Annotated in this window: 12 protein-coding genes; 9 read left to right on the top strand and 3 right to left on the bottom strand. The window is 41.2% G+C overall.

Going from position 1 to position 14,623, the window contains the following annotated elements:
* The first annotated feature begins 11 nt into the window (after window positions 1–11).
* Both ACLOAU_RS13835 and ACLOAU_RS13830 read left to right on the top strand, forming a co-directional pair.
* Window positions 12–3,167 carry a ligand-binding sensor domain-containing protein gene (locus tag ACLOAU_RS13835; RefSeq protein ID WP_427862460.1) on the top strand — a complete coding sequence of 1,052 codons (3,156 nt, stop codon included), beginning with the start codon at window positions 12–14 and terminating at the stop codon, window positions 3,165–3,167.
* Between the two features lie 3 nt (window positions 3,168–3,170).
* A complete protein-coding gene (locus ACLOAU_RS13830; RefSeq protein ID WP_427862459.1) occupies window positions 3,171–3,944 on the top strand; it encodes a response regulator transcription factor in 774 nt (257 codons plus the stop codon).
* Window positions 3,945–3,953: 9 nt separating this feature from the next.
* Here the strand turns inward: ACLOAU_RS13830 and ACLOAU_RS13825 are convergent, their stop codons facing one another.
* Complete coding sequence (locus ACLOAU_RS13825; RefSeq protein WP_427862458.1) at window positions 3,954–6,239, bottom strand: PAS domain S-box protein; 2,286 nt, start codon at window positions 6,237–6,239, stop codon at window positions 3,954–3,956.
* Window positions 6,240–6,298: 59 nt separating this feature from the next.
* Complete coding sequence (locus ACLOAU_RS13820) at window positions 6,299–7,468, bottom strand: AIR synthase related protein (RefSeq protein ID WP_427862457.1); 1,170 nt, start codon at window positions 7,466–7,468, stop codon at window positions 6,299–6,301.
* Window positions 7,469–7,634: 166 nt separating this feature from the next.
* On the opposite strand from ACLOAU_RS13820, the gene ACLOAU_RS13815 reads away from it, so the two are divergent.
* The 7 genes from ACLOAU_RS13815 (at window position 7,635) to ACLOAU_RS13785 (ending at window position 11,650) form a co-directional block, all read left to right on the top strand.
* The gene (locus ACLOAU_RS13815) at window positions 7,635–8,576 is read left to right on the top strand and encodes a bifunctional riboflavin kinase/FAD synthetase (protein WP_427862456.1); all 942 of its coding nucleotides are present in this window, start codon (window positions 7,635–7,637) and stop codon (window positions 8,574–8,576) included.
* A gap of 65 nt (window positions 8,577–8,641) precedes the next feature.
* Window positions 8,642–8,953, top strand: a complete 312-nt coding sequence (locus tag ACLOAU_RS13810) for a type II toxin-antitoxin system HigB family toxin (protein ID WP_427862455.1) — start codon at window positions 8,642–8,644, stop codon at window positions 8,951–8,953.
* 10 nt (window positions 8,954–8,963) lie between these two features.
* Window positions 8,964–9,320: a helix-turn-helix domain-containing protein gene (locus tag ACLOAU_RS13805; protein WP_427862454.1), complete on the top strand. Its 357-nt coding sequence runs from the start codon at window positions 8,964–8,966 to the stop codon at window positions 9,318–9,320.
* Between the two features lie 39 nt (window positions 9,321–9,359).
* Window positions 9,360–9,650, top strand: coding sequence for an Asp-tRNA(Asn)/Glu-tRNA(Gln) amidotransferase subunit GatC (gene gatC / locus ACLOAU_RS13800; RefSeq protein WP_427862453.1), 291 nt, complete (start codon window positions 9,360–9,362; stop codon window positions 9,648–9,650).
* Between the two features lie 56 nt (window positions 9,651–9,706).
* Entirely contained in the window at window positions 9,707–10,414 is a 708-nt protein-coding gene (locus ACLOAU_RS13795) for an ABC transporter ATP-binding protein (RefSeq protein ID WP_427862452.1), read from the top strand.
* Window positions 10,415–10,536: 122 nt separating this feature from the next.
* Window positions 10,537–11,097: a cob(I)yrinic acid a,c-diamide adenosyltransferase gene (locus ACLOAU_RS13790; RefSeq protein ID WP_427862451.1), complete on the top strand. Its 561-nt coding sequence runs from the start codon at window positions 10,537–10,539 to the stop codon at window positions 11,095–11,097.
* A 97-nt stretch (window positions 11,098–11,194) separates the two neighbouring features.
* The gene (locus tag ACLOAU_RS13785) at window positions 11,195–11,650 is read left to right on the top strand and encodes a hypothetical protein (protein ID WP_427862450.1); all 456 of its coding nucleotides are present in this window, start codon (window positions 11,195–11,197) and stop codon (window positions 11,648–11,650) included.
* Window positions 11,651–11,697: 47 nt separating this feature from the next.
* Here the strand turns inward: ACLOAU_RS13785 and ACLOAU_RS13780 are convergent, their stop codons facing one another.
* The gene (locus tag ACLOAU_RS13780) at window positions 11,698–14,493 is read right to left on the bottom strand and encodes a family 78 glycoside hydrolase catalytic domain (protein WP_427862449.1); all 2,796 of its coding nucleotides are present in this window, start codon (window positions 14,491–14,493) and stop codon (window positions 11,698–11,700) included.
* Window positions 14,494–14,623 lie beyond the last annotated feature (130 nt).

The following is a 14,623-nucleotide window of genomic DNA, read 5'->3' as shown; positions in this document are numbered from 1 at the left end:
AAATTGTATGTTTGGTTAAACAGATTGCGTTGAGAACCTTCTTCATCCTGATATTTTTATTGATCAACATAAGCCTATTCAGCTACCGGTCTTATGCACAACGCTATTATTTTGAACATTTCCAGGTTGAACAAGGCATTTCCAATAATACAGCCAGCTGTGTCATACAGGACCAAAAAGGATTTATATGGATAGGAACTAAAGACGGGTTAAATCGCTTTGATGGATACAATTTTAAAATATTCAGGAATGAAAGAAATGACCCTACCAGCCTGGGCAACAATTCGGTATGGAAATTATTTGAAGGCAGCAACGGTACAATATGGGTAGGAACCGAACATGGCGTTTTTGCTTATAGCCCTCAACTTGAAACTTTTTCCCATGCAGCCGGAACACCCAAACAACTGGTGAGAGCAATGGTAGAAGACGCGGAAGGAAATATGTGGTTTATCATCGGCTTCAAGTTGTACATGCTGTCGGCTACAACCAGGAAAGTAATTGCTATTCAAGGCGAGCAACTGGATTTTTGTACAGCAATAACATTATCGCAAAACAAAGAAATATGGGTAGCTACCATGTATGGCAGCATTGGCAGGTATAATGTCAACAGCAAAAAATTTAGTTTCTATTCTGTCTTTGAACATTCGCCAGCTCCTGTATCGCCCTGGCTTGAAAGGATATTCGATACAGGTGAAGGATATCTGCTAATAGGCACTGCTACACAGGGAATAAAAAAATTCAACCTGGAAAGCAATACTTATGATGATGTACTGATATACAATGCTGATAATACTGAAATATTTGCGCGTGACTTTTTGAAGATGAAGCCTGATGAATACTGGATTGCTACCGAAAGTGGTATATACATATACAACACTACTCATAATAGTTTTAATAATCTTAAAAAAGATTATCAAAATCCCTATGCCATTAGTGATAACGCAGTTTATTCTTTTTGCAGGGATAAACAGGGGGGCATTTGGATAGGAACTTATTTTGGCGGCATCAACTATCTGCCCAATAAGAGCCTGGTGTTTCAAAAATATTTCCCACAATTTGGAACAGGCACTATCAAAGCCAATGCGATACGTGAGATAACATCAGACGATAAAGAAAACCTATGGATAGGATCCGAAGATGATGGCTTGTATAAATTCGATCCGCAAACCGGAATATTTTCTAATTATAAACCTTCTCAAAGAGGCAAAAGCATTGCCCACACTAACATTCACGGCCTCGCATTTTCTCAGAACAAGCTTTGGGTGGGCACTTTTGAGCATGGTCTTAATGCCATGAATTTACCTGAAGGCATCATCACCGATCACTATACCAGCAATCCGGCCACAGGACTGAGAAGTAATTTCATACACAGCCTCTACAAAACTGCAAGTGACCAATTATGGGTCGGCACCTCTAATGGCATCTACATCTACAATAGGAAAGATAATAACTTTACCACACCCGGTTATTTTCCTAAAGAAGCATTCTACTCTTCCATTCTTGAGCTATCTGACGGTTCTGTTCTGGCCGGAACTTTCCAGGACGGCCTACATTATTATTCATCCGCCCGCAACTCGTATGGCCGTATTCAGATTATAAAGAACAACATTAATCTTCTGGCCGAAAATCGCATTACCTATCTTTTTGAATCACATGACAAAACTATATGGATCGCTTCAGAAGATAAATTATATAATTTAAATACCAAAACCAATAATGTTCTGATCTTCTCCACCAGTACCGGCCTGCCCAGCAACATGATCTATACCATTGTAGAAGATGCCCGGCATAACAAATGGATAACAACTTCGAAAGGATTGGTTTTAATGGATCCCCAATACAAAATACTCCGCATTTTCACCAGGATGGACGGGCTTCTTAACGATCAGTTCAATTACTCTTCCTGTTATAAGAGCAAAGACGGAACCATTTATTTGGGAAGCGTAAAAGGATTGATCAGCTTCAACCCGCAGAACTTAATAATGGAGCATCATACACCACCGGTTTATATTACTAATATTTCCTTTTTTAATAATTCATTATCTGTAAATCCTGAAAAAGGGCCGCTACATCAGTCCGCTGTTATTACAAATGAGATAACGCTGCCCCACGATCAATCAACATTTCACATAGATTTCGCAGCTCTTAACTTCACTTCGCCGGGTAATATTGAATATGCTTATAAACTTGAGCGCCTGGATAAAAAGTGGAACTACATAAAAAAAAGCCGGCGGGTTTATTTCACCAATTTATCACCGGGCTCTTACCTGTTTCGTGTACGCTCTACCGACGGGAATGGCAAATGGTCTCCTAACGAAAAAACCTTGCTGATAAAAATACTCCCACCCTGGTGGCGTACCAACACGGCCTATATTATTTACGCTTTTCTTGCGGCATTAGCGGTTTATGGTATTATAAGGTTTTATCATAATCGTCAATTGGAAAAGCAACAACGAAGTATGGAACTATTCGAACGAATCAAAGAAAAGGAAACTTATGAATCCAAAATCGATTTCTTCACCAAGATCGCCCATGAGATCAGGACCCCATTAACACTTATCAAAGCACCACTGGAAAAATTAATGCGGGGACTTGCATCGCCGCCTCAAAAGGAGAAGTACCTGGCTGTAATGAATAAAAATACAGACCGGCTATTGGACCTGACCAACCAGTTGCTGGACTTCAGGCGTGTTGAAGCCGGCGCATTTGCACTATCAATGGAGCAGAGAAATATTAACGATCTTGTTAAAAACATCTGGAACAATTTTCATCCTTTGGCAGAAAGCAGAGGAATAAAAATGGACTTTACAGCACAGGGAGTTTACGCCTGCAAAATTGATGAGGAAGCTACTACCAAGATCGTGAGTAACCTGCTGGACAATGCCGTTAAATATTGTCAACATATCGTTACCATATCCTTAACCGATGACGGAGACGGCTTTGCAACCATACAAATCAGTAATGACGGGCCTCTTATACCGGCTGATTTAAGAAACAAAATATTTCAGCCATTCTTCAGGTCAAAAAAAACAGATAAGATAACCGGAACTGGCATGGGGCTGGCGTTATCAAGATCTTTAACAGAATTGCAGGGAGGTAGCCTAATCATGCATGTAGCCAATCATTTAAATATTTTTGTGCTTAAATTGCCAACTGAAGTTAAATAAATAATGGAATCCAACTCAGACAAGCCCGCAATATTAATCGTGGATGATAACGAGGACATACTCGATTTTCTACTGGATGACCTGGGCGAAATCTATACCATTTTTACAGCGCCGGATGGAGTTCAGGCTTTATCAGTTCTAAACAACCAGGTAGTACAGCTGGTGATCAGCGATGTGATGATGCCTGAAATGGACGGCATTGAATTGTGCGAGAAAATAAAGTCCAGCTTCGAATTAAGTCATATACCTGTCATATTGCTAACTGCAAAAAATACTTTGCAGGCAAAAATTGAGGGTCTTAATACAGGTGCAGACGCATATATTGAAAAACCTTTTTCTCCTGAACACCTGGCAGCACAGGTTTTTAGCTTACTGAATAACCGGAATAAAATAAAGGAGTATTTTGCCCAGTCGCCTTTAGCACATATTAAAAGTATGGCGCATTCCAAGATGGATGAGGAGTTCCTTGAAAAGATGAATCATTTTATTGTAGAACATATTTCAGACGTTGACCTGGATGTAGACCAACTGGCGATGGCAATGAATATGAGTCGCGCTACTTTCTACCGTAAAGTAAAGTCCATATCCAATCTGTCTCCTAATGAAATGATCAATATTTCCCGGTTGAAAAAAGCAGTTGAGCTAATGAACACGCGCATGTTTCCCCTGAGCGAAATAGCCGAACGGGTAGGCTACCAGACTTTAACCCAATTGGGAAGAAATTTTCAAAAACAATTCAGACTCACTCCCACCGAATACCTGCAATTGCAAAAGTGACCGTTTGGGTTAGGCTACACCTTCAAGCCTCCTAAAAACTACTGTAAATGTGCTACCCTCATTAACGTTGCTCTCTACATGTATTGTTCCGCCTAAAGATTCGATCTGGGTTTTGATCAGATAAAGTCCTACCCCTTTGCTATCTCTGCCCTTATGAAACACCTGGTTTAATTTAAAAACCTTATCCCCAAATTTACTCATATCTATACCCACTCCATTATCGCTGACCTGTAATATGGTAGTATCGTTTTCGCCACTGCTGGTGCTGATTTGTATTTGTGTTGCTGAAATCAGGTTCCGGTATTTAATGCTGTTGCTGACCAGGTTATACAGAATGCTATCCAGATAAGTTTGAGGATAATATAATTTTCTAACGGTAAGCGTTTTGTGAATAAAAATGTTCTTTCCTAAAACATCCCCCGCCAGTTGCCCGATTACACCTGCTATAGTGCTTTCGAAGTCACATTCATCTATGGGTAGCTCCCTATTTAACCTAACCTCCGCGATGTTCAGCAAGGTTTCCAGGTTGTTGGTCATTGAAACACCAATTGTATCTATCAGCGATGCCAGCTCATCTACAGTAAATGTTTCTGCCAGTTCATTGGCATCTGTATCATCAATAACGCTGCCACACTTTACCAGCAATACTTTCGTTAGTAAATTGATATTTTTGGCGGGCCCTCTCAGATTGTGCGCTATGGCATGACTTATTTCTTCCAGCTCCCTCACCTTATTTAACAGTCTTTTCTGTGCGCTGCTGAGCTCAATATTTTTAGTTTTTAATTCGTTGTTAAGCGCTTTTCTTGCACTTATATCCACCAGCTGAGATATAAAAAACGAGGGCTGCATGGCATCATTTCTTACAACAGAAGTAGTAAGCAACATCCATATAACCGTTCCGGTTTTGGTAATATATCTTTTCTCTATGCTATAACTGTCAGACTGGTTATTCAAAACTTTTTGCATCAGGTCCAAATCCTGGTGCAGGTCTTCGGGATAAGTGATATCCTGGAAGGTGAGCTGATAAAATTCCTGACGGGTATATCCCAACATCTTACACAGTGCATCGTTTACCGCATTCCATTTACCGTCGGGGCTAACAACCGCCATCCCTGTACCGGATAAATTGAAATAAGTAGCAAAGGTTTTTTCACTGGCACGCAACTCAGCTTCAGTATGCATACGTTCGGTAATATCCTGTGCAAAAGCAATTACATATTGCTCGCCATCCGGGTTACTAAATAAATAATTCTTGTATAACAGATGACGAATGCTGCCATCACCTGCAACAATGCTTAATTCTCCTTCGGCTGTAGGATTTTTTTTGATAACATCAAGATACTGTGATTGTATCTCGGATTTAATTTTTCCCGGAACAAGATCAGTAATGTTTTTGCCGATCAACTGATCATAGCTATATTGAAATACTGACGCAGCATAGGCATTTACATTTAGAATATTTCCTTCAAGATCGTGCGTACAAATTATAGCCAGGCTGTAATCAAATATTATTTTGTATCGCTTCTTGTCCTCCGCCTGGGCGATAGCTTCCAGTTTCCTTTGGTGAATGTCTTTATGAGTTCCGATAAAACGAAGCGGTTTGCCATCATCACTATAGCTGGCTACCACCCCACGACTCAATATCCACCGGTAGTTACCATCTTTGCATTTATATCGAAGCTCAGAACTATAAATAGGAATTTTACCGGCCAGCAACTCTTCCATGATCCTGCCAGAAGCCACGAGGTCTTCCGGATGTATCTTAGCCGCCCAGTCATCGGTTGTAACAATTTCGCGTTGCGAATAGCCAAAAATCTCTTCCCATTTGGGTGAAAAGAATATCCGGTTGGTTTGCAGGTTCACATCCCAGATGCCGTCCCCTACTGCATCCAGTGCCAGGCTCCATCTATCTTCAACAATTTCCTTTGCCTCTGTTTTTTCAACAATTACCAGGGCAAAATCATCTCTGTAAGATGCAGGTATTACCTTTATCAGGAACTTAACCTCTTTACCATGCAGTGTAATATTGTATTCGAAAGATTGCGCCTCACCGAGTTTGAATAATTGCCGTATGGCGGACACACATTCCCGGATAATCACGTCGTTATTGATATCAGAAGCATTTAGCCCCAGATAAAGCGCACGTCCCTGTTCCTCATCTTCTTTTTTCTGCGCCCATACATTAGTAATCTGTTCATTCCGCGAAACTTCAAAAATGCGAAAGGCAAAACTCTTGAAAGCTTTTATGACAGCTTCCTTCGTAATATCAACCGGCTCACCATCCATAAACAGCATCGTTTAATAAAGTAAACTTAAGAAGAAAGCCCGGGAATAGAAACAAACCCCTCCTTTCTTTAAAAAGTAAACGAAGTATCTGGTGTAATGATCTCCAGTGATTTGCTTTCTGAAGCTTCCACGCGGCCAATTACCTGTGCGGGAACGCCCAGTTTTCCGGCAACGCCGATAATAGCAGCAGCATCGGCTTCATTGGTATAAATTTCGAGGCGGGTTCCCATATTAAATACCTGGTACATTTCGCGGGCATCGGCGCCGCTGGCTTCCCTGATGATATCAAAAATAACAGGAGGGGTAAACAGGTTATCTTTTATGATCTTGACATTATCTGGCATATACTTCATGCATTTGGTTTGCCCCCCGCCACTGCAATGTATCAATCCATTAATGGCATCGAAATGTTCTTCCAGCAATACTTTCATTACCGGTGCAAAGGTTCTGGTTGGACTTAAAACCAGCTTTCCGATAGTTGTTTCGGCGCCATCAACCGTTATTTTATCAGTAAGCCTGTGCTTACCAATGTATACCACATCACTACTCAGTTTCGGCTCAAAAGTTTCGGGGTACTGCTCTGCATAAAACTTATTCAAAACATCATGTCTCGCGCTGGTTAAACCATTACTTGCCAAACCGCTGTTATACGCTGTTTCATAGCTGGCTTTACCAAAAGAAGCCAGGCCGACAATTACATTACCGGGTTTAATTTTTTCGTTAGTGATGAGTTTTTCTTTAGGCCATCTGGCCACCATGGTTCCGTTAACCGCCATCGTACGCACTACATCTCCAACATCTGCTGTTTCTCCACCCATGAAAGTGATATTCACGCCCCATGCTTTCATAGTGTCAAAAAACTCCTGGCTGCCGTTGATCACTTCACTCAATACTTCAGCCGGTATCAGGGTTTTATTTCTATCAATGGTTGACGAAAAAGCCAGTTTATCATAAATACCTACACAAAGCAAATCGTCGAGATTCATTACAATAGCATCCTGCGCAATCCCTTTCCAAATGCCGGCATCGCCTGTTTCCTTCCAATACAGGTAGGCCAGGATACTTTTAGTACCCGCTCCATCCGCATGCATTACATTCACCCAATCAGGATCACCTACCAATACATCAGCATAAATTTTACAAAAGGCATTTTCATACAGGCCTTTATCCAGTTTTTTTACCGCTTCATGCACTTCTTCTTTCTGGGCAGACACACCTCTTTTGGAATATAACGACATTCTTTACTTTAATTTTATTTAACCGGTTGCCAACATTTCTACCGGCCGGAAATTCTTCTATTTGCCGCGAAGATAGAATAAAAGCAGGTTCATTAATAACCGCTTATTGTTCACCCTCCCAGCTAACTTTTCAACATTTCGACCTGTAAACTTATTTTTGCGTTTCATGCAAATTCATTACGATATTAATCAGTTACCGGTTTTCAAAAATGCAGTGGTTACCATTGGTACTTTTGATGGTGTACACGAAGGTCATAAAAAAATAATTGACCAGTTAACGAAAACCGCACAGGAAGCGGGTGGCGAGTCAGTTATTATTACGTTTCACCCGCATCCGCGGAAGATCGTATCCTCTTCTATACTGGGTATTCGCCTGATTAACACGTTGAGTGAAAAGACAGAATTACTGGAGCAATTGGGAATCAATCACTTAGTAATAACCCCTTTTACCGAGGTTTTCGCTAACCAGGAGCCTGAAGACTACCTTCAGGACTTCCTGATCAATAAATTTCACCCCCACACCATTATCATCGGCTACGACCATCATTTTGGGAAAAACCGCAAGGGAAATTACAAGCTGTTAGAAAGCTACCAGGAAAAATATGGTTATCATCTTAAAGAAATTCCTAAACATATCCTGGATCATATAGGCATTAGTTCCACCAAAATACGGGAATCTATCCTTAATGGTGACACTGCCACTACCAATCACCTGCTGGGGTATCATTTCTTTTTTGAAGGGGAAGTGGTGCATGGTGATAAATTAGGGCGGGAATTAGGTTATCCTACCGCCAACTTAAAAGTGCAGAATGAAGAAAAGATATTGCCCTGCGACGGCATTTATGCCGTTTACGCTTCAGTAAAAAATATAGATGGCAGCTATGGCCCCGTTTTAAAAGGAATGATGAGTATTGGCTTCAGACCCACTGTAGATGGTACAAAAAGGGTTATAGAAGTAAATCTTTTTGATTTCCAGAGCGACATTTATGGCAAAACGCTGCGGGTATATGTGAAGCAATTTTTAAGGTCGGAAGAGAAATTTGACAGCCTGGAGGCGTTAGTTAAAAAAATAGACAACGATAAGGAAGAAAGTCTGAAAGTATTGTAATAACCTGGCTGAGCATCGCCATTCGATTTGTTTTCAATTTGAAAACAAATTCGTAATTTTGCAGAGTGAACATCATCAACCGGAAAACAATTATTTATTACGCTGAGCGGTATCCTAAAGCTAAAAATCAACTACTGACATGGTATACCGAAATGCTAAAGCAGGAGTTCAATAATTTTAACCAGTTGAAGGAACAGTATAGAAATGCAAGTATTGTAAATAACCAGTGGGTAGTGTTCAATATTAAGGGCAATGAATACAGATTGGTAGTCTCTATTAATTTTCTGCGAAAAGCATACTATACAATTTGGTTCGGCACACACCAGGAATATGATAAAATTGATGTATCATCGATAGCATATGACCTGGATCTGTAAAACAAACAACATGAACTGGAAAGTAATAAAAACAGAAAATGAACATCGAAAAGCTGTAAAAAGAGCTATGGAAATATTTCACGCTGAGGCTGGCACAGCAGAAGATGATGAATTGGGTGTACTGCTTCTACTTATAAAAGATTATGAGGACAGAATGATTAAAATGCCCCAGGTGGATATACTGGAAGTGATAAAAGAAAAAATGCAGGAACAGGGATTAAAAAACAAAGACATGGAGCCTGTTATCGGCAGTAAAGGACATGTATCTTTGGTACTTTCTGGAAGAAGGGAGATCACCCTTAAAATGGCCCAACGGCTTCGTAATTTTTTTAACCTGCCCGCTGAATTATTTTTATCAGCCAATTAAGAAGCCGCCTTGTTCGCACATTTCAACTATTTTTGATATATGGAAGTAAATGACGCATTAGTTGATAAATTAGCACATCTTTCCAAACTGACTTTTACCGAGCAGGAAAAAAAAGATATTTCTAAAGATCTTCAGAACATGATTGGTTTTGTTGAAAAGTTGAATGAGCTGGATCTTAAAGATGTGGAGCCCTTAATGCATATGAGCGAAGAAATAAATGTGCTTCGTGAAGATGAGATTAAAGGATCGGCCAGCCACGAGGAGGCACTAAAAAATGCGCCTGAAACAGACGGGCAGTTCTTCCTGGTGCCTAAAGTGATCAAGAAGTGAGTGATCAATAGTAAGTAGTGAATAATGAGTAATCAGTCATACTAAAAGTTAATTCATTGGCAGGTATTATCCACATAGAACAATTGCGTAAAAGCTACTTTATGGGCCAGCAGGAGCTGCAGGTTTTAAAGGGCGTTTCATTGGATATTTACAAAAACGAATATGTGTCGCTGATGGGGCCCTCGGGTAGTGGCAAAAGTACGCTGATGAATATATTGGGATGCCTGGACAGTCCAACCGCAGGTGTCTACATTTTAAACGGGCATGATGTAAGCAAAATGCCAGACAATGCTCTGGCGGAAGTACGCAATAAAGAAATTGGTTTCGTATTTCAGCAGTTCAACCTGCTTCCACGTTTAACAGCGCTTGAAAATGTAGCACTACCACTTATTTATGCGGGTGTTTCCAAAAGCCAGCGTAATGAAAAAGCCATGCATGTGCTGGAAAAGGTAAATCTTACTGATCGAAGCCATCATAAACCTAATGAGCTAAGTGGCGGACAATGCCAGCGTGTGGCTATTGCCCGAGCATTGGTCAATGACCCTTCACTAATACTAGCCGATGAACCTACCGGGAACCTCGATACCAAAACTTCCTACGAAATCATGGACATCTTTGGAAAAATACATGCAGGAGGTAACACCGTAGTATTAGTTACACACGAAGAAGATATTGCGCAGCACTCCCATCGTATTGTACGGTTAAGAGATGGCTTAATTGAAACGGATAAAAGAGTAGAAAGCCCTACCCTTGCGAAAATCTAATTTGAAGTTCAAGGTTTGAAGTTTGAAGTTCAAGATTGGTAGTTCTATGTGTTAGCGCAAAAGATATTAAATCCCCCCCTCAACTTTAAACCTTTAACTTTTAATCTTAAACTTGTTCAGCAATGGCCTTCAAGATCTATACAAAAACCGGCGACCAGGGTAAAACCTCTTTGATCGGCGGCACAAAAGTGTCTAAGGCTGACCTCCGTATTGAAAGCTATGGAACAGTAGATGAGTTAAATTCTTATGTGGGATTGTGTAAGGATTTACTGCAGGATGAAGCAGGCATTACAACTTTACAGGAAATACAGGATCGCCTTTTTACTATCGGAGCCGAACTTGCCTGTGATCCGGATAAAGTAACCAAAGTATCCATCCCTGACTTGCATGAAACCGATATCGAAGTTTTGGAAAAAGAAATTGACCGCATGGAGTTAAAGCTGGAGCCGCTGAAAACTTTTATTCTTCCTGGAGGCCATCCCTCTATATCATACATTCATATAGCACGCACCGTTTGCCGTCGTGCAGAACGCTGCTGTGTGCGGCTAGCCAATGAAACAACCGTTGCACCAATTATTATAAAATACCTAAACCGGCTGAGCGATTACCTTTTTGTGCTGGCCAGGTATTCGGGACATCTGTTAAACGTTGCAGACATACCCTGGAAACCAAGGAATAACTAGTTAGCACGATCAAGGCAAAACAGTTATACAAATATTAACATTCGAACCGCACTCACTATTTGAAGCGTTTTATAATTTTAGCACATCAACTAATTTTATGAGAAAACGTTTGCTTCCCACTTTATTCGCCTTGGTTATATGGATCCCTTTCACTGGTTGTTCCTGGGCTGTTTTATATTATGCCACTAATACTTTGGATGAGCCCTGCACCATCCGGATCAAATTTTCAGACAAGGAACATCTGCGTTATAAAAAAGAAATTCGTTACAGCAATATTGTTGTCAAAAGAGTGAACAAGGCCACTTATGAACGATTAAACGATACGCTTCACTTTAAAAAATTAGACGCCAATGTTATCGAACTGGTACTACCGCCTAAAAGCACAGCCGCAATAGATGTTGGCGGGAGCACAAGCCAGTCTATGGACAGTATAATTTTTACGAGTACACAAAAAACAATGGCTTACTCCAGGAATTCTTATGGCAAATCGCAAAAAGTATCCGGGGGGCCGTTTTCGAAGTTTGGGCAATCATTGTTATATACTATTAAATAAAAATAACTCTTCAAGTTGTTCTTCTCTTACAGGTAATATAACGTTCCCTAAAAGGAATAGCTGCCCGATTGCAATTCATAAACCTGGTATCCATCTTCGTTTGAAAGTTTTTGAATACGCCCTTTCGTTGGGCTGATCTGCATGTTCTCCTCCACCTTTATCTTCACAATGGCCGTAGTATTAGGCGGCACCGTCAGCTTTAAATGCAAGCTGCCAGTACTATGTCTCCAATGTGTTTCAATTAAACCAGATGGCCCATCATACCCTGCAGTCACCCAGTCAAGCTTGTTCTTGCCCATATTGGGCTGTTGAATAATGATATTTGCAAAACCAGGCCCATCACTCCTGATGCCGGCAAGCCCATCGATAAACCAGGCGCCCGGAAATAGAAAAGAGCTATGCAGCAAAGAATGACCCGGCAGATTTTTCTCCCACATTTCCCAGATAGTGGTGGCGTCATTTTCTTTCATATATCCCCACCCGGGGTAATTAGTTTTAGATAGCATAGTAAAAATAAGATCATCACGATGCTCCTGCCGCAGCAACTTAAAAAGCACCGTACCGCCGGTTATGCCGGCAGATATATTTCCTTTACTTTTTACAAGGATATCATGCTCCAGCGACTGCATCACTTTTGCACGAAGCCCGGCCGGCACCATTTCCGACAAAAGGGCCATAGCCAGGTTAGCAACACTTCCATCCGAATAGGTATGGTTAGCCGGATTAAAAAATTTCCTGTGAATAGCGCCCGCAGCAGCATTGGCTTTACGCTCCCAATCCTGTGCGTCTTTATCATTTCCTAAAACCTCTGCCACTTTTTGGGCGGTTCTTAAATTATAAACCCGGTAGCAGTTATTGAAGAACAGTGTTTGAGGTTTATCATTATTCATACCTTCTGCTGTGGCATTGGGCCATAACCAATCCCCTAAAAAATCCCATTGGCCTCCAAATCTTTTGAGCAGATCATTTTCTACCTGGGTATCTAAAAAGGATAACCAGTTTTTCATCAACTGGTAGTTTTCTTTCAGGATCTTTTTATCGCCATAGTACTCGTATACATACCAGGGTAAGGAAACCACAATACCACCCCAGGCGGGTCCCCCGCCACCCCAGTAAGTAGGGGCTGTATGCGGCAGAATGCCATTGTTTAGTAAACGGCCACTGGTTACAGTTTTACGGGCCGTTTTGTTATCGTACATATTACCCACCATCGGTTCTGTGCCCTGTACATCGCGCCAGTCCTGCATCCATTTAGTATAAAATGCGCCCAGTTGATAATTATACATGCCCGTTTCACTGGTAGCATGCGCATCACCGCCATAGCCCATACGCTCGCGTTGCGGACAGTCTACCACATAGCCCCCCAAAGACAGGTTCTCAAAAGTCCAGCGCACTTTATCGTAGATCCAGTTCATTAACGTGTCGGAGCATTTAAAATTAGCGGCGCTTTTATAGTTTGTTCTCACCAGCCAGCCTTTCATTAAATCTAGCTTTGGGGCTTCTTTCAGGCCTTTGATGGTAAGCCATCTACCTGAACTATAATTGAAGCGGTTTCGGAATACTCCCTTGCCGGTTTTGCCAATAATAAAACTACTCCTGATATTAAACGTAGTTTCCATCTCCTTTCGTTCAGAAAAATTAAAACGGATAGTATCTCCGGGTTGACCACTTACAGGAATTTCTGTCCAACCGGCGAAATTAGTACCGAAATCTACCCTGAAGGTGCCGTCGGCCCTATGTTCTACGTTTATCGGTTTAACAGGTGTCAACAACCTGTTTTCTTCCACCACCTGAGCAGATACAAATAATTTCGGATGATACACTTCAACAGGCTTCCAACCATCGCTGGCATCAGTAAGCAAATTCCAATCGTTATCCAACCTGCGATCATCCCATAGTTCTCCGCCCATATTTGAAAAATCCCAAACGCCTAATAACTTATTAGGGCTTTTTTTGGTTGTCCAGTCCTGGTTGGTCAATAGCGTCTCAAAAGGCGTATCTGCTTGAGAAGGATCATCCTTCCTATAAAAAAAAGCCTGGGCTGAAACAATAGGAGTTAATGGCCGGTCATCATTTTCAAGATGATATGGTCCGAAGATTGACCAGGAGGCGCCTAACCAAAGACCTGCTATATTTTCTCCTTTGTGAACAAAAGAAGTGATATCATAAGCAATATAGCGGGCTCTTTTGGTATGATCTGTTACGGCCGGAGCCAGAATACCATTTCCCACTTTAGTCCCATTTATATAAAGTTCATGATAGCCTACAGAAGCTACATACATGAAAGCCCGTCCTGCACTTTCTTTCAGCGTAAATGTTTGCTTCATCCACGGATCCCATATATTACAGTCTGCCTTGCCCGGCATAAATCGCTGATCATCCCCGATCCACTGAGCCTTCCATTCTTTTTGATCGAAAAAGCCCGTTGTAAAACTATTGGGCTCACTCCATGCGGAAACCTGTGAACGCTCATCTTTTATACAAACCTTCCAGTAATAGGTTCTGTCAGACAATAACGCTTGTCCCTGATAAACAACCTGGTTGGTCTGCGATGAATACACCCATTTAGAGTCCCATACATCTCCTTTATTTTTTTCCAGCAATTCGTTGCTTGAAGCAACAATCACACGATAAGCCTGTTGCTTTTGAGCGTATAACTCCTTACTAAGAGCGCGCAGCTTCCAACCCAACCGCGGTTGCGGCTCATCAATGCCTTTAGGATTTTGAAGGTATTCGCAGGTCAGATCATACAACCCGATTCTTTCTTTTTTATTGGGGCCAGCTAAACAATTGAGGCTAATAGCAAGTAAAAACAGTAAGACTGTAAACGGTTTTTGGCTCATCGCGGATTTTTTGGCAAACAAGTAATAATCCATAAATATACACCGTTTCAACGTTACCCAACTTAATACGAGAACGTTACCGGACGCTACCCTGCTCAGTTTCATGGAGTTCATAACTATTTTTTAAAAC

The organism is Paraniabella aurantiaca, assembly GCF_050309965.1.
Classification (GTDB): Bacteria; Bacteroidota; Bacteroidia; order Chitinophagales; family Chitinophagaceae; genus Niabella.
The sequence above is the reverse complement of the archived record's forward strand: the minus strand, read 5'-3'. Positions and strand labels throughout refer to the sequence as shown.